The sequence below is a fragment of the Pseudomonas sp. LBUM1640 genome (genome assembly GCF_059716225.1).
Genome location: NZ_CP166816.1, coordinates 953,450 through 970,171, shown reverse-complemented (window position 1 = coordinate 970,171; position 16,722 = coordinate 953,450). Strand labels below are relative to the sequence as shown.

Below are 16,722 nucleotides of genomic sequence, written 5' to 3'. Positions count from 1 at the left end.
AAGCAATCTAACCACCTGTGAGTTCTCACAGTAGTCAGCCACGTCTATTTGCACTTTCATGGGCTCACGAACTTTATCCAACGGACGGGTAAGCGCTCATGACAACCTTCACTGTGTTTTTCTGCGGCACCGGCTCAACTAAATTCGATGACAGCAACGCCAACTATTGGAACGGAGAACTCATTTCCACCCTCGCGCAAAACACCCAAAGCCTCAGTAAAGAGTTTGCCGAATGGATCGTCATCGACGGCCCCGGCAGTGGCAACTTGCAAGCCGATGAGATGTTCACAGAGTCCGGTAATTACCTTCCCCTCAAGGGAACCGCCCTGGGTTCCGGCTGGGAAGAAAATGTGACGCATGCCGTGAACATCATGAAAGGTACGTTCACGTGGCAGCGGGTAAAACTGACCGAGGAAAACTACAACCAGTTGCTCAAAGCCGGCGTCCCGATTGAAGAAGTCAAAGCCACAGGCAGCTGGTATTGGCGCACGTATGATTACGGTACGCGCAAAGTCACGCAACAAGCCTTGCAAGAGCAGATCATCAAGACCTTTCGTAAAGACGGCATCATTCCGACCCAGGTCAATCTGGTCGGTTGGAGTCGCGGCGGGATCAGCTGCCATATGCTCGCCAATGCCATGTTGAATGACAGCGTCTTAAAGAACGTGCCCGTTAACATCTTCGCCGTCGACCCTGTTCCGGGGCTCTTGAACTTCCAGGACAGCCGGGTACAGCTCGGTAGCAACGTCAAAGAATATGTGGCTTTTTACGCAAGAGATGAACGATCACTGGGCTTTGCGTGCGTTGTTCCGGAATGCGATAAAACCACCAACGTTCATATCTACCCCCTGCCCGGCCGCCACGCGACCTTAGTGGGCAATGCCGCCGCCGATGGCAACCAGGGTGCAAAGGTTTATGCAGAACCGGGCCAGATTGTTCGCCACTTTGCAGAGGTGTGCCTGACGCGTTGGGGCGTTCGCTTGGAAAAGAAACTCAACCTGACGCCAGCGCAGATAGATGAACGGCTCGCCAAAATGAAAGAAGATGCGGGCGGGTATATGAAGATGCGCAGTACCGTGTACACCACCAGTACGCAAACTGCAGGTGAGCGCAGTATTACCAAAGGCAGTAAGGATATTAAATTTACTGCAGCCACCCGTGCCGGCTACACCCCTGAAGCGGGGCTTTCAATCGACCCTATTCTGAGCAGCGATCACTTCACAGATATCAGTTAATAGGTATCTGGCGACTGTCCTTTGCAACGTGCAGGCAAAAAAATGCCCTGGTGCTTCAATCCAGGGCATTGCTCAAGTCCTACCGCTACTCCCATTGGGTTGCGCATCAGTCCGGCAGGTGGGGCTTTTTTCCTGGCCACTCAGGTATCGCTGTCACCGTCAGTGTTATCGTCGTCTGGCGGGGCTTGCTGGTCATCATCATCGTTGGAGCCGCCCTGATCTTCATCACCGGCCTCCGACTCGCTCTTTGCCAGTTGCAAGCCTTTGCCCTGCGTCGTCTGCACCGCCGAAAAGCCCGCCTGACTGCCCTGCACCGGGTTATGCGCCCAGGCCGTCGACATCCCCAGCGACAACAGCACCAGCACTTTTATCAACAGCACTACTCGTTGAAAAATACTCATGGTCGATTTCCGTCCAGTCAGTAGATGACACCTGCACGACAGCGGTTACCGTCGCCAGGTTAGACGCTAGCCCCAATGCCGGGTTTGCGCCAGGCCTCAGGTGTCGCCGTCATCGTAGGTTTCACTGTCTTCACCTTCGTTGTAGGGGTTTTCTGCATCTTCCTTGGGGGCCGGCTGGACCTGTGGCTGCCAACTGCCAGAGTTGACCTCGTTCTGCTTTTTCTTGGTCACCGGGCCGGTGTCTTTCCACTGGGGCTTTCCTGCATCCGCCAATAGTGGGCCGGAGACCGGCACGGGGGTGTGCGCCCAGGCGGTGGAGATGCCCAAGGCTGCCAGCAGCACCAGTTGGGTAGCACGTTGAATACTCGGCACGACGGCCTCCTTTTCAGTCGATGGGGGAACGGTGTCAGGCCCCTTTATCAACCTAGTCGCGCATCATGGTTTTCGCAATTAAGGCCATGCGCCATCCGGCCCGTTGCAAAACGCTTACCCATAAAACCGTTTCCATTCCAGCCGTAGGATTGTTCCGAAAGTTTTAGCCATTCAACCGAGTTTATTGCATCCAGCGGATATCAATCACTAAAGTCCGGGTTCCACGAACTCTCGAGACAAGCAAAGTGAAGTCTATCCTCGTCGCCTGTGCACTCATCGCCGTCTTTGTGAATACCACCGCCTGCGGAGGTCTTTACAACACGATCTACAATGATAACTGGGACTATTCCGAGCGAAACAAGGATGGGCAACTGTCAAGACAGGAATGGAGCTTATACATGGATGATCGCTACGTTAAAACAGCAGCGGAACTGGGTTATTCCAATAAATCAGAATTTGATGACGCCGCCTTCAAGGCTGCAGACAAAGACAATAACGGTTTTATCTCACGGCCCGAATACGACCGCTTTGTCAAAGAGGCAACCACCCACAGTTACTTCCCATCTAAAACATAGTGAGCTGAAAGGCTGGCCTGAGTTATTTCAGTATTAGTTGCTAATACTAAACACGCTAATACGGGCCATACGTATCGTATGGCCCGTATCATTTTTTAGTGGTGCTCGCGAGTCGCGCGGAATTTCACATCCGGCCAGCGCTCTTCCATCAACGCCAGGTTCACCCGCGTCGGCGCCAGGTAGGTCAGGTGACCCCCGCCGTCCACTGCCAGGTTTTCCACGGCCTTGTTGGAGAACTCTTCCAACTTCTTCTTATCGCTGCAATCGATCCAGCGCGCGGAGTACACGGTGATCGGCTCATAGGAGCATTCGACCTTGTATTCCTCTTTCAAGCGGCTGGCGACCACATCGAACTGCAGCACACCGACGGCGCCGAGGATGATGTCGTTGCTGCGCTCAGGGAAGAACACCTGGGTGGCGCCCTCTTCCGCCAATTGCTGCAGGCCTTGGCGCAGTTGCTTGGACTTGAGCGGGTCACGCAGGCGCACGCGGCGGAACAGTTCCGGGGCGAAGTGCGGAATACCGGTAAAGCCCAGCGCTTCGCCTTCGGTGAAGGTGTCGCCGATCTGGATAGTGCCGTGGTTGTGCAAACCGATGATGTCGCCGGCGAAGGCTTCTTCGAGCTGTTCACGCTCGGAGGAGAAGAACGTCAGGGCGTCGCCGATGCGCACGTCCTTGCCGGTGCGCACGTGGCGCATCTTCATGCCTTTTTCGTATTTGCCGGAGCAGATACGCATGAAGGCGATACGGTCGCGGTGTTTGGGGTCCATGTTCGCCTGGATCTTGAACACGAAGCCGGTGAATTTCTCTTCAACCGGCTCCACGGTGCGCTCATTGGCGACGCGAGCCAGAGGCTGCGGCGCCCAGTTCACGACGGCGTCGAGTACGTGGTCGACCCCGAAGTTGCCCAAGGCAGTACCGAAGAACACCGGCGTCAGCTGGCCGTCGAGGAATTCCTGCTGGTTGAACGCGTGGCAGGCGCCCTGCACCAGTTCCAGCTGATCGACGAAGCGGTCGTACTCGTCACCCAAGTGGGCGCGGGCTTCGTCAGAGTCGAGCTTCTCGATGATCTTGACGTCGGTGCGCTCGTGGCCGTGGCCGGCGGTGTAGACAATGATGTAGTCGTCGGCCAGGTGGTACACGCCCTTGAAGTCGCGGTAGCAGCCAATCGGCCAAGTGATCGGCGCGGCTTTAATCTTCAGCACCGCTTCAATTTCATCCAGCAACTCAATCGGGTCGCGGATATCGCGGTCGAGTTTATTGATGAAGCTGACGATTGGCGTGTCACGCAGACGGCACACGTCCATCAGCGCAATGGTACGTGGCTCAACGCCCTTACCGCCGTCGAGGACCATAAGGGCCGAATCCACCGCGGTCAGGGTGCGGTAGGTGTCTTCGGAGAAATCTTCGTGGCCCGGGGTGTCGAGCAGGTTGACCATGTGGTCGCGATACGGGAACTGCATGACCGACGTGGTAATGGAAATACCCCGTTGCTTCTCCATCTCCATCCAGTCGGATGTCGCATGGCGGTCGGATTTGCGGGATTTCACCGTGCCGGCCACTGCGATTGCCTTGCCCATCAGCAGGAGCTTCTCGGTGATGGTGGTTTTACCGGCATCGGGGTGGGAAATAATGGCGAAAGTGCGGCGTTTCGCGACTTCGGCGGCCTGGTGGGTCATGGGAAATCGCCTGGCAGGTGAGTCAAAAAAGGGCGGCGAGTATAGCGCAAACCCCAGGCGCCGGACCACCGTTCAGCCCATTAGGGGTGGCTAAATGCTGCCAAGTGTGGAACCTTTTAAAAGGTAGAGACGTCCACTCCCCTGCTATCGCACTCGGAACAGGGGCTGATAAATCAGCAAGTTAGCCTGACGAGGCTGCGCTCATGGCTCGATCGCATACCGCGTTGCCGGTATCGGCGAGCTGCTTTTCGCGAACTCATTGCCGACAGCCAGGAATGGCATTGCCGCTCGGAAATGTGTTCGCCGACAAAAGAAAAAAAGGAGTCCGCCTGTGGCTATTCGCTATGGCAAAGGGCTGATAGGAGGAGCGGTTGTCGTCGCTCTCCTGGCCCTGCTGGTCCACTGGATCGGCATCAACACGATCGAACTGTACCGCGACGATTTGTTGTTTTACCTGCAAGCACACCTGATCCTCGTTCTTGTCTCCATGCTGGCTGCCCTCGTTGTAGGGATCCCCGCCGGTATCCTGCTCAGCCGACCGAACATGGTCGGGCGCGCAGAACGCTTCATGCAGATCTTCAACATCGGCAACACCGTCCCTCCCCTGGCCGTACTGGCCATCGCCCTCGGCGTCCTCGGCATCGGCAGTGGCCCGGCCATCTTCGCGCTGTTCCTCGCCTCGTTGCTGCCCATTGTGCGCAACACCTACGAAGGCCTCAAAAACGTTCAAGGCTCGCTGAAAGAAGCCGCCACCGGCATCGGCATGACGCCGCGTCAGGTGCTGTTTCGCGTGGAGTTGCCCAACGCCGTGCCGATCATCATCGGCGGTGTGCGTGTGGCCCTGGCGATCAACGTCGGCACCGCACCGCTGGCGTTTCTGATTGGCGCCAACAGCCTGGGCAGCCTGATCTTCCCCGGCATCGCCCTGAACAATCAGCCGCAATTGCTGCTCGGCGCCGCGTGCACCGCGTTGCTGGCTTTGCTGCTCGACGGTCTGGTGACCATGGCCAGCCGCCTCTGGCTGGAACGCGGGTTGCGTCCGTCTTAAGGCTTGGCAAAGGAAATCACATGAAAAAATTGACGTTGATATTGAGCTGCGTCCTGCTGTTTGCAGGTTTTGCGCAAGCCGCAGAAAAACCAGTCATTCGCATCGGCGCCCGGGTGTTCACCGAACAGACTCTGCTCGCCGAAATCACTTCCCAGTACCTGCGCGCCAAGGGCTATGACACCCGCGTGACCGGCGGCCTGGGCAGCAACCTGGCGCGCAGTGCCCAGGAAAGCGGGCAACTGGACCTGATTTGGGAATACACCGGTGTGTCGCTGGTGGCCTACAACCATGTGGACGAGAAGCTCGACAGCGAACAGTCCTACGCTCGGGTTAAAGAACTCGACGCGAAAAAAGGCCTGGTCTGGCTGTCGCCGTCGAAATTCAGCAACACCTACGCGTTGGCGCTGCCGGAGAACGTGGCCCAGGAATTCCCGCAGATCAACAGCATCAGCGACCTGACCACCGCCCTGGCGGAAAAAACCAAAGGCACGCGCCTGGTGGCCCTGGACACCGAGTTCGCCAACCGTTCCGACGGCATGGCTGGCATGGTCAAGCTGTACGGCATGAACTTGACCCGCAAAAACACCCGGCAGATGGACGCCGGCCTGGTCTACACCGCGCTGCGTAATGGCCAAGTGTTTGCCGGTTTGGTCTACACCACCGACGGTCGCCTGGACGCCTTCAAATTGAAGCTGCTCGAAGACGACAAGCACTACTTCCCGGACTACACCGCCGCGCCCGTGGTGCGTCAGGTTTATCTGGATGCTCACCCGCAGCTGGAAGCTGACCTCAAGCCTCTCGCCGCGCTGTTCGACGATGCAACCATGCGCCAGCTGAACGCGCGGGTCGACGTCGACCATGAAAGCCCTTCCGCCGTGGCCGCAGACTTCCTGCGCCAACATCCGATCAACCCATAAGAGGAGAAGACATGGAATTCCTGAACGCCTTTTCCCATCTTGATTGGGCACTTGTCCTGCAACTGACCTGGCAGCACATCACCCTGGTCGGCATTGCCGTCATTCTGGCAATCGTCGTGGGTGTGCCTCTGGGCGTGCTGATGACGCGCTTCCCAACCCTGGCCGGCCCACTGCAAGCCAGCGCCACGGTACTGCTGACGGTGCCGTCCATCGCCCTGTTCGGCCTGCTGCTGCCGTTCTACTCCAAGTTCGGCCAGGGCCTGGGGCCGATGCCGGCGATCACTGCGGTGTTTCTCTATTCGCTGCTGCCGATCATGCGTAACACCTACCTGGCGTTGACCGGCGTAGATCCGGGCATTCGCGAAGCTGCACGCGGCATCGGCATGACCTTCGGCCAGCGCCTGCGCATGGTCGAACTGCCTATCGCCGTGCCGGTGATCCTCGCCGGTGTGCGCACCGCCGTGGTGATGAACATTGGTGTGATGACCATCGCCGCCACCATCGGCGCCGGTGGCCTGGGTGTACTTATTCTGGCTTCCATCAGCCGCAGCGACATGTCGATGCTGATCGTTGGCGCCGTACTGGTCAGTCTTCTGGCCATCTTCGCCGACCTGCTTCTGCAATGGCTGCAACGCTCGCTGACTCCAAAAGGACTGCTCAAATGATCGAACTTCAAAACCTGACCAAGACTTTTCAAAGCAACGGCAAAACTGTCTCCGCCGTGAACGACGTAAGCCTGACCGTCAATGAAGGCGAGATTTGTGTGTTCCTCGGCCCGTCGGGTTGCGGCAAGAGCACCACGCTGAAAATGATCAACCGCCTGATCAAGCCCACCTCGGGCAAGATTTTGATCAACGGCGAAGACACCACCGACCTGGATGAGGTGACCTTGCGCCGCAACATCGGTTACGTGATCCAGCAGATCGGCCTGTTTCCGAACATGACCATCGAGGAAAATATCGTGGTCGTGCCCAAGCTGCTCGGCTGGGACAAGCAGAAATGCCACGACCGCGCCCGCGAGTTGATGAGCATGATCAAGCTGGAGCCCAAGCAGTACCTGCACCGCTACCCGCGTGAGCTGTCGGGTGGCCAACAACAGCGTATCGGTGTGATCCGCGCCCTGGCGGCCGATGCGCCGCTGCTGCTGATGGACGAACCGTTCGGCGCGGTCGACCCGATCAACCGCGAGATGATCCAGAACGAGTTCTTCGAGATGCAGCGCGCGCTGAACAAGACCGTGATCATGGTCAGCCACGACATCGACGAAGCCATCAAGCTGGGCGACAAGATTGCGATCTTCCGCGCCGGCAAGCTGCTGCAGATCGACCATCCGGACACCCTGCTGGCGCATCCGGCTGATGAGTTCGTGAGCAATTTTGTCGGCCAGGACAGCACCCTCAAGCGCCTGCTGCTGGTGAAAGCCGAAGACGCGGCGGACAACGCCCCGTCGGTAAGCCCGGAAACCCCCGTAGCTGAGGCGCTGGAGCTGATGGACGAAACCGACCGCCGCTACGTGGTGGTCACCTGTGCCGAGAACAAAGCGCTGGGTTATGTACGACGTCGCGACCTGCACCGTCAGACCGGTACGTGCAGCCAGTACTTGCGCGAGTTCAACGCCACAGCGGCGTATGACGAGCATTTGCGCATCCTGTTGTCGCGCATGTACGAGTTCAACCGTTCGTGGTTGCCGGTGATGGACGCGGAGCGGGTGTTCCTGGGGGAAGTGACCCAGGAGTCGATTGCTGAGTACCTGAGCTCTGGTAAGTCGCGTGGCGGCAAGACCAGCATCGTTTCGCCTGCCGAGACAGCATTGGCCTGACCTGACACCACTCAGTACAAACTGTGGGAGCGGGCTTGCTCGCGAATACGGAGTGTCAGTCACTGAATATATTGACTGATACACCGCTTTCGCGAGCAAGCCCGCTCCCACATTTGGCTTCCGGTGTGTCAGGGAAACCCTTCCAATTATCCCCATCCGGGGAACATCAATCCGTCACACCTGTCGGTTACATAAGTAGCTGCACCGGGTCCTGCGACGAACGCGTGCAAAAACGCGACATTTTTAGTTGATCTATAGCCCCTCACGTCCTAAAGTTCGCGCCGAACGTCCATGCTGGAAACGATCCATCCGGCTCAAGTACTGACGACGAGACAGCAAGGCCAAGGGCAGCGGTTATCCCATGGCCTTTTTGCTTTCGGCGACATGCCTTGGGAAGTAGGCGAACCAAAGTGGGGATACGGAGGACGTTCAGTTGCACCCATTGATTACTACCGTTTGCCCTTAGGAGTTCCCAGCATGTCGATCAACGTCGAAGATTATTTCGCGCGCGCCACTTTTGACAAAATGAAGGCGTTCGCCGACAAGCAAGAAACCCCGTTCGTGGTGATCGACACCGCGATGATCAGCCAGGCCTACGATGACCTGCGCGCCGGTTTCGAATTCGCCAAAGTCTATTACGCGGTCAAGGCCAACCCGGCCGTCGAGATCATCGACCTGTTGAAAGACAAGGGTTCGAGCTTCGACATCGCCTCGATCTACGAGCTGGACAAGGTGATGGATCGCGGCGTCAGCGCCGACCGTATCAGCTACGGCAACACCATCAAGAAATCCAAGGATATCCGCTACTTCTTTGATAAAGGCGTGCGCCTGTTCTCCACCGACTCCGAAGCCGACCTGCGCAACATTGCCAAGGCTGCGCCGGGCTCGAAAGTGTATGTGCGTATTCTCACCGAAGGCTCGACCACGGCTGACTGGCCGTTGTCGCGCAAATTCGGCTGCCAGACCGACATGGCCATGGACCTGCTGATCCTCGCCCGCGACCTGGGCCTGGTGCCGTACGGCATCTCGTTCCACGTCGGTTCGCAACAGCGCGACATCAGCGTGTGGGACGCAGCGATCGCCAAGGTCAAAGTGATCTTCGAGCGCCTGAAAGAAGAAGACGGCATCCACCTCAAGCTGATCAACATGGGCGGCGGCTTCCCGGCCAACTACATCACCCGCACCAACAGCCTGGAAACCTACGCCCAGGAAATCATCCGTTTCCTCAAGGAAGACTTCGGCGACGACCTGCCGGAAATCATCCTGGAGCCGGGCCGTTCGTTGATCGCCAACGCCGGTATCCTGGTCAGCGAAGTGGTATTGGTTGCACGTAAATCGCGCACCGCCGTCGAGCGTTGGGTGTACACGGATGTGGGCAAATTCTCTGGCCTGATCGAAACCATGGACGAAGCCATCAAGTTCCCGATCTGGACCGAGAAGAAAGGTGAGATGGAAGAAGTGGTGATTGCCGGCCCTACCTGCGACAGCGCCGACATCATGTACGAAAACTACAAGTACGGCCTGCCGCTGAACCTGGCAATTGGTGACCGTTTGTACTGGCTGTCGACCGGTGCGTACACCACCAGCTACAGCGCGGTTGAGTTCAATGGCTTCCCGCCGTTGAAGTCTTACTACGTCTGATCATCCGTCCCGGGAACGACCTGATCGTGCCCACGCTCTGCGTGGGCACGCATCCGGTGACGCTCCGCGTCACGCCGTTAGAGCGGACGCGGAGCGCCCAAGGCGGCATTCCCACGCAGAGCGTGGGAACGATCAAGTTCCGTAGCATAGCTGTTGGTACACCTTGGCCATCGCCCGAATCTGCGGATCACTCGCCGCCGCCAACGCCGGGTGCGCCACCCGTAAAAACTTCAAATTCCCGCCTGCCAGGGCTTTGCGCAACCACTTCAGCGCATCGTCGACCTGCCCTCTATCGGCCAACGCCGCCGCAAAACTGAATTGCCCTCGAAAATCGCCGCCCTCGGCTGAACGTCGATACCCCTCGACAGCTGCCTCCAGGACTTTGGAAGCCCACCTCAGACCTCGACCCAGCGGCGCAACAGGTTGTGGTACGTACCGGTGAGCTGGATCAGCGCCGGGTGGTCGGGTACATCGCGGGTCAGTTGCTGGAGGGCGCCGTCCATCTCGAACAGCAAGGTACGCTGGCTGTCTTCACGCACCAGGCCTTGAGTCCAGAAAAACCCGGCGTAGCGCGCGCCGCGAGTCACCTCGTTGACCTTGTGCAGACTGGAGCCCGGCGGTGACTTTACCGTCGGCCCACTCGGTGTTTTCCAGGGCTTGGCGAATGCGCAGCATCTCCTCGCGAGAGAACAGGCCGGGAATGTGGCGCAGCATGGGGAGCATCACCTGAAATCAGAGAGGCGCCAATGGCATTGATTCCTATCCGCGGTGTAAAACACAGCAGACGGCAGCGATCAAAACCGCCCGGCCGAAACCCACGCATCGGATGCGTGGGGCTTTTGCGTGCAAAACAGAATATTTCTCGTTAACCCACGGCATAATGCGCGCCGTAACCTATCTATCCCGTTCAGCGAGGCCGTCAGACGTGTTGAAGAAAACCCTGTTCCAGTTGCACTGGTTCTTCGGCATTACCGCCGGGCTGGTGCTGGCATTGATGGGGATTACCGGGGCGACGGTCTCGTTTCAGGATGAAATTCTGCGGGCGCTTAACCCCACGGTCCTGCACGTCGAAAAACGCGAAGCTGGCGTACTGCCGCCCGCCGAGTTGGTGCGCAAGCTTGAGGCCACCGAAGGCAAGACCGTGTCAATGCTGTGGGTGGAAAGCGAAAGTGGCAATGCCGCGCGCGTGATCTTCAGCGCACCGCCCGGCGAGCGTCGTGGCCAGATGCGCTACTTCGACCCGTACACGGGCGACTACATGGGCGACGCTGTCGGCCAGGATGTGTTCGTCTTTATCCTGCAGTTGCACCGCTTCCTCGCCATGGGCGACACCGGCCGGCAAATCACCGGCGCCTGCACGCTGATCCTGCTGTTTTTCTGCCTCTCCGGCCTGTACCTGCGCTGGCCGCGCCAAGTGGCAAGCTGGCGCGCCTGGCTGACGGTTGACTGGCGCAAAAAAGGCCGCAGCTTCAACTGGGATTTGCACTCGGTGTTCGGCACCTGGTGCCTGCTGTTTTATCTGTTGGCGGCGCTGACCGGCTTGTCGTGGTCCTACGATTGGTACAACCAGGGCCTGACCAAACTGTTGTCCGATGCCCCGAACAATGAGCGCATGCGCAAACGCGGCCCACCGCCCGAAGGCCCCGCGCCCGTGGCCAATTACGACGCCATCTGGAGCAGCATCTACGCCAACGCCGGTCCCGGCCTGAGCGCTTACAACATCCGCATGCCGGCCGTCGCCGGGCAACCGGCCATTGTGTATTACCTGCTCAAATCATCGCCGCATGACCGCGCGCTGAACCAGATCAACCTCGACCCTGCCACCGGCGAGGTCAACGTCCATGACCGGTACGCCAGCAAGACCCTCAAGTCGCAACTGCTGACCAGTATTTACGCGCTGCACACCGGCAGTTATTTCGGCCTGGTCGGGCGCATCATCCTCACCGTCAGCGCGCTGTGCATGCCACTGTTCTTTATTACCGGCTGGCTGCTGTACCTGGACCGTCGGCGTAAAAAACGCCAGGTACGCGATGCGCGCAAAGGCCTCGGCGCCAACCCTGGCGATGCCCCGGCCTGGCTGATCGGTTTTGCCAGCCAAAGTGGTTTTGCCGAGCAACTGGCGTGGCAGACGGCCGGTCAACTCCAGGCCGCTGGCTTGCCGGTGAAGGTGCAGCCCTTGGGCAGCGTCAGCCAGGATGACCTGCGCCAGTCTGAAAATGCGCTGTTCGTAGTCAGCACTTTCGGCGACGGCGAAGCGCCCGACAGCGCCCGTGGTTTTGAACGCAGCGTGCTCGGCCAGGACCTGTCGCTCAAAGGCCTGAACTACTCGGTACTGGCCCTGGGTGATCGCCAGTACGAACACTTTTGCGGCTTTGCCCGGCGCCTGCATTTCTGGCTGACCCACCAAGGCGGCAACCCGTTGTTCGCGCCGGTGGAAGTCGACAGTGGTGACGCCGATGCCTTGCTCACCTGGCAGCAGCAACTGGGCCAGATCACCGGTCACGCGCCGGCAGCAGCGTGGCAGACCGCCCAGTACGAAAACTGGACACTGGCCCAGCGCACCCTGCTCAATCGTGGCAGCGTCGGTTCGAGCATCTACCTGCTCGGTCTCACACCGCCGTCGCCACACGGCTGGCTGGCCGGTGACTTGGTGGGAGTGCTGCCACGCAATGGCCCATCGGCCGTCGAACACTTCCTCGAAGGCCTCGGCCTGGCCGGCAGCGATGGCGTGCTGATCGACGGCCTGGCGCAAACCCTCAACCAAGCCCTGGCTACACGCCAACTGCCGGACAACCGTGCGCACCTGGTCGGCCTGCATGCCCAAGCGCTGGTGAACGCCTTGGTGCCCTTGGGCATGCGCGAATACTCCATCGCCTCGATTGCCAGCGACGGCCTATTGGAGCTGATCGTGCGCCAGGAGCGTCACCCCGACGGCAGCCTGGGTCTGGGCTCGGGCTGGCTGACGGAACACGCCGCCATCGGTTCTAGCATCAGCTTGCGCCTGCGCCGCAACAGTGGCTTCCACTTGCCGGACACGCCGATGCCGCTGATCCTGCTGGGTAACGGCACAGGCCTTGCCGGCTTGCGCAGCTTGCTCAAGGCACGTATTGCCGAGGGCCAGCAGCGCAACTGGTTGCTGTTCGGCGAACGCAATATCGCCCATGACTACTTGTGCCAGGACGAGCTGCAAGGCTGGCTGGCGAGCGGTGATCTGGCCTTGCTGGACCTGGCATTTTCGCGGGATCAGCAAGAGAAGATCTATGTACAGGATCGCCTGCGCGAATCGGCAGACGTGCTGCGTAGATGGCTGGCCGATGGCGCCGCGATTTATGTGTGCGGCAGTTTGCAGGGCATGGCAACCGGCGTGGATCAGGTGCTGCACGAGGTGCTGGGCAGCGAGGCGGTTGAGCGCTTGATTGAGCAAGGGCGCTATCGTCGGGACGTCTATTAATGCTTGAAGATACATAGATCAAACTGTGGGAGCGGGCTTGCTCGCGAAAGCGATGTATCAGTGACAGATGAAGTGGCTGACACACCGCATTCGCGAGCAAGCCCGCTCCCACAGTTTTAATTGCATTTCAAATCAGACCGGTTGCAGCTTCTGCTCGAACACTGAAACGCCATCCAGATCACGCAAAATCACGGTCAGCTCCGCCGTCTGCCCATCAATCTGCACCTCACCAAAGAACTGAAACCCGGCGAACGGCGAGGTGTTTTGCGCCGGCGGCGCCTTCTCGAACACCACCTCAGGCCCAAACGTCTTGTCCAGTGGATTAGGCCCAAAACTCCCCGCGTTCAACGGCCCGGCGACAAACTCCCAGAACGGCTCGAAATCCTGAAACGCCGCACGATCCGGGTGGTAGTGATGCGCCGCGCAGTAGTGCACATCCGCAGTCAGCCACACATGGTTGCGCACCTGTTGCGCGCGCAAAAAGCCCAACAGCTCGGCAATTTCCAGCTCGCGGCCTTGCGCCGGGCCAGGGTCGCCGTTGGCGATGGCTTCCCAGCGCGGCACGCCGGGGCTGACCTCGCCGTCGGGCACGCCAAGGCCGATGGGCATGTCGGCGGCGATGACTTTCCATTGCGCCTGGGAAGCCTTGAGTTCGCGCTTGAGCCAGTCCAGCTGCTCGCGGCCCATGAAAGGTTTTGCGCCGCCCAGGTTGTCGTCGTTGGGGCCGCGATAGCTGCGCATATCCAGCACAAACACATCCAGCAATGGGCCGTAATTGAGCTTGCGATAAATCCGCCCGCCACCGTCGGCGCTTTGCCGGCGCATCGGTGAATACTCCAGCCAGGCCTGGCGCGCGCGCGCGACCAGGGTGTTGATGTCCTTGGTCTGGTAACGCTCATCAAGCTGCTTGCTCGGCGACCAGTTATTCACCACCTCGTGATCATCCCACTGCCAGATCTGCGGCACCTCGGCATTGAAGCGACGCACGTTTTCGTCGAGCAGGTTGTAGCGGTAATTGCCGCGATATTCATCCAGGGTTTCGGCCACTTTACTCTTGGCGTCGGTGGTGATGTTGCGCCAGATGCGTCCGTCTTCAACGGTCAGTTGCGCCGGCACCGGGCCGTCGGCGTAGATGGTGTCGCCGCTGTGGATAAAGAAGTCCGGCAGGCGCAGGCGCATGGCTTCATAGATGCGCATGCCGCCGATGTCCGGGTTGATGCCGAAGCCCTGGCCGACGGTGTCGCCACTCCACACAAACCGGATGTCGCGACGCTGTTGCGGCACGCTGCGCAAGTGGCCGAACCACGGTTCACTGACGACGCCGGTCTGGGCGTCTTCGAAGTGCACGCGGTAGAAAATCGCCTGGTCGACCGGCAGCCCGGTGAGTTCGACGCGGGCGGTAAAGTCGGTGCGGCTGTCGGCCAATGGCGAGACGAATTTGCGCGGGTTGCTGAACACACTGCGGGTGTCCCACTCCACGACCATTTTTGCCGGGCGGTCGCTGCGGCTCCAGATCATCGCACGGTCGCCAAACAGGTCGCCGGACTGCACGCCGTCGGTGAGTTGCGGCCGGTCCTTGACCGAGGCGATGACCGCTGGCGCCAGGCCCGGCAGTAACAGCCCGGCGCCAACGGCTTGCATCACGCGGCGACGGCCGAGATCGAAGTGGCTCATGCAGGTGCCCTCTTGAATATCAAAAGGGCAACTAAAGCATGGCGGGATGAAGCAGAGATGACACCCGGTTCAGCAACGGTGGAGATCCAAATGTGGGAGCGGGCTTGCTCGCGAAAGCGCAGTGTCAGTCGCCGAATAGGGTGACTGACAGATTGCTTTCGCGAGCAAGCCCGCTCCCACATTTTGAACGGTGTCAGGCCTGTACCGGCGCTACCGACAGCTCCACCGCTTCCGGACGCTTGATCAGCGCATACACCAACCCCGTCAACAGGCTACCGGCAACAATCGCCAGCAAGTACAGCAACGCATGGTTCATCGCATTCGGGATCACCAGCACAAACAAGCCACCGTGCGGCGCGGCGAGTTTACAGCCGAAGTACATCGACAATGCGCCGGTCAGCGCACCACCGGCGATGCTGGCCGGGATTACGCGCAGCGGGTCTTTGGCCGCAAACGGAATCGCGCCCTCGGAGATAAAGCACAGGCCCAGAATCATCGCGGCCTTACCGGCTTCGCGCTCGGTCTGCGCAAACTTGCGGCGTGCCAGAAACGTGGCGATGCCCATGCCAATCGGCGGCACCATCCCGGCGGCCATGGTCGCGGCCATCGGCGCACCGCTGGAAGCCGCCAGCAAGCCGACCGAAAACGCGTACGCCGCTTTGTTGATCGGCCCGCCCAAGTCGACACACATCATGGCGCCCAACAGAATGCCCAGCAGCACCGCGTTGGTGGTGCCCATGGTGCTGAGAAAGTCCGTGAGGCTGGTGAGCAACCGCGCAACCGGTGGGCCGACCAGGTAGATCATCGCCAGGCCCGTGAACAAACTCGCCAGCAACGGAATGATCAGTATCGGCTTGAGTGCTTCCAGGCTTTGCGGCAACTTCACTGCGCGAGTGATCAGCTTGACGCAGTAACCTGCCAGGAAACCGGCGAGGATGCCGCCGATAAAACCTGCCCCCAATGTACCCGCCAACAACCCGCCGATCATGCCGGGCGCCAGCCCAGGCCGATCAGCAATCGAGTAGGCGATGTAACCCGCCAGCAGCGGCACCATCAGCATGAAGGCCTGGTCGCCGACGGTTTTGAGGGCCGCCGCCAAGGTGCCTTTTTCTTCAAACGCATGAATGCCGAACACAAACGACAAGGCGATCAACAACCCGCCCGCCACCACCATCGGCAACATGAACGACACGCCGGTGAGCAGGTGCTTGTACACGCCGGTTTTTTCCGACTTCTTAGCCACCGCGCCCGTCGCCGCACTTTCCACCGCGCCTTCGGCCAAGGCCTTGTTGAGGGTCGCTTCGGATTGCTTGAGGGCAATGCCGGTGCCGCAACGGTAGATCTTCTTGCCGGCGAAGCGCTCGGTGGCGACTTCGATATCGGCCGCCAGCAACACCACATCGGCATTGGCGATGGCCTCCGGGCTCAACGGCGTGCGCGCGCCGACCGAGCCTTGGGTCTCGACCTGCAAGTCGTAGCCCAGGCGCTTGGCCGTTTGCTGCAAGGCTTCGGCAGCCATGAAGGTGTGGGCCACGCCGGTTGGGCAGGCAGTGACCGCCACGATACGCGGCGCGGTTTTGGCCACCTGTTGCGTCGCGACATAGACCTCGGCCTCTTCGGCGCCGCGACGCAATACCGCGTCCACATCCGCCAGCGCCTGGGCCGGCGTGCTCTGGAACACACGCTTGCCCACAAACCGCTGCATGTCGACCGGCGTGCTGCTGACCAGCAACACCCATTCGGCGTCGTCGAGCGTGGCCTGGGACAACTGGCGTTCCGGGCGCTGCACGTCCACCACTTCAACGCTGGTGCGCAAGCCCTGGCGCTGCGCAGCGGCGTCCAACAAGCGGGCGCACAGCACACTGGTGACCATGCCGTTCGGGCAGGCAGTAACAATGGCTAACTTCATC

The 16,722-nt window shown here is 59.8% G+C and carries 13 protein-coding genes and 2 pseudogenes; 8 read left to right on the top strand and 7 right to left on the bottom strand.

Annotated features, from left to right (window positions below; genetic code table 11):
• Positions 1–98: 98 nt before the first annotated feature.
• A complete protein-coding gene (locus ACA065_RS04290; RefSeq protein ID WP_497693455.1) occupies positions 99–1,235 on the top strand; it encodes a hypothetical protein in 1,137 nt (378 codons plus the stop codon).
• A gap of 140 nt (positions 1,236–1,375) precedes the next feature.
• On the opposite strand, the gene ACA065_RS04285 is transcribed toward ACA065_RS04290, so the two are convergent.
• Entirely contained in the window at positions 1,376–1,636 is a 261-nt protein-coding gene (locus ACA065_RS04285; RefSeq protein WP_497693454.1) for a hypothetical protein, read from the bottom strand.
• A 96-nt stretch (positions 1,637–1,732) separates the two neighbouring features.
• Positions 1,733–2,008, bottom strand: a complete 276-nt coding sequence (locus tag ACA065_RS04280) for a hypothetical protein (protein WP_497693453.1) — start codon at positions 2,006–2,008, stop codon at positions 1,733–1,735.
• A gap of 398 nt (positions 2,009–2,406) precedes the next feature.
• Between ACA065_RS04280 and ACA065_RS04275 the strand changes: the two genes are divergently transcribed.
• Entirely contained in the window at positions 2,407–2,583 is a 177-nt protein-coding gene (locus ACA065_RS04275; protein ID WP_497693452.1) for an EF-hand domain-containing protein, read from the top strand.
• Between the two features lie 95 nt (positions 2,584–2,678).
• On the opposite strand, the gene ACA065_RS04270 is transcribed toward ACA065_RS04275, so the two are convergent.
• On the bottom strand, positions 2,679–4,262 hold the full coding sequence (locus ACA065_RS04270) for a peptide chain release factor 3 (RefSeq protein WP_497693451.1): 1,584 nt from the start codon (positions 4,260–4,262) through the stop codon (positions 2,679–2,681).
• 331 nt (positions 4,263–4,593) lie between these two features.
• Between ACA065_RS04270 and ACA065_RS04265 the strand changes: the two genes are divergently transcribed.
• From ACA065_RS04265 to ACA065_RS04245, 5 genes are all read left to right on the top strand, one after another.
• Positions 4,594–5,310 carry an ABC transporter permease gene (locus ACA065_RS04265; RefSeq protein WP_025856261.1) on the top strand — a complete coding sequence of 239 codons (717 nt, stop codon included), beginning with the start codon at positions 4,594–4,596 and terminating at the stop codon, positions 5,308–5,310.
• A 20-nt stretch (positions 5,311–5,330) separates the two neighbouring features.
• Positions 5,331–6,227, top strand: coding sequence for a glycine betaine ABC transporter substrate-binding protein (locus ACA065_RS04260; RefSeq protein WP_497693450.1), 897 nt, complete (start codon positions 5,331–5,333; stop codon positions 6,225–6,227).
• Between the two features lie 11 nt (positions 6,228–6,238).
• On the top strand, positions 6,239–6,892 hold the full coding sequence (locus ACA065_RS04255) for an ABC transporter permease (RefSeq protein WP_497693449.1): 654 nt from the start codon (positions 6,239–6,241) through the stop codon (positions 6,890–6,892).
• Positions 6,889–8,046, top strand: coding sequence for an osmoprotectant ABC transporter ATP-binding protein OsmV (locus ACA065_RS04250; RefSeq protein WP_497693448.1), 1,158 nt, complete (start codon positions 6,889–6,891; stop codon positions 8,044–8,046). Before ACA065_RS04255 ends, ACA065_RS04250 begins: the two co-directional genes overlap by 4 nt.
• Before the next feature lie 477 nt (positions 8,047–8,523).
• Complete coding sequence (locus ACA065_RS04245) at positions 8,524–9,687, top strand: type III PLP-dependent enzyme (RefSeq protein ID WP_497693447.1); 1,164 nt, start codon at positions 8,524–8,526, stop codon at positions 9,685–9,687.
• Positions 9,688–9,764: 77 nt separating this feature from the next.
• Here the strand turns inward: ACA065_RS04245 and ACA065_RS04240 are convergent.
• Positions 9,765–10,065: pseudogene (locus ACA065_RS04240) on the bottom strand (sel1 repeat family protein); the annotation flags it as partial.
• A 17-nt stretch (positions 10,066–10,082) separates the two neighbouring features.
• A pseudogene (locus ACA065_RS04235) lies at positions 10,083–10,304 on the bottom strand (PKHD-type hydroxylase); the annotation flags it as partial.
• 308 nt (positions 10,305–10,612) lie between these two features.
• Here ACA065_RS04235 and ACA065_RS04230 point away from each other — a divergent pair.
• A complete protein-coding gene (locus tag ACA065_RS04230; protein ID WP_497693446.1) occupies positions 10,613–13,138 on the top strand; it encodes a PepSY domain-containing protein in 2,526 nt (841 codons plus the stop codon).
• Positions 13,139–13,270: 132 nt separating this feature from the next.
• Here the strand turns inward: ACA065_RS04230 and ACA065_RS04225 are convergent, their stop codons facing one another.
• Complete coding sequence (locus ACA065_RS04225) at positions 13,271–14,812, bottom strand: alkaline phosphatase D family protein (RefSeq protein ID WP_497693445.1); 1,542 nt, start codon at positions 14,810–14,812, stop codon at positions 13,271–13,273.
• Positions 14,813–15,005: 193 nt separating this feature from the next.
• Positions 15,006–16,721 (bottom strand): PTS fructose-like transporter subunit IIB, encoded by a 1,716-nt coding sequence (locus tag ACA065_RS04220; protein ID WP_497693444.1) that lies wholly within the window; start codon positions 16,719–16,721, stop codon positions 15,006–15,008.
• Position 16,722 lies beyond the last annotated feature (1 nt).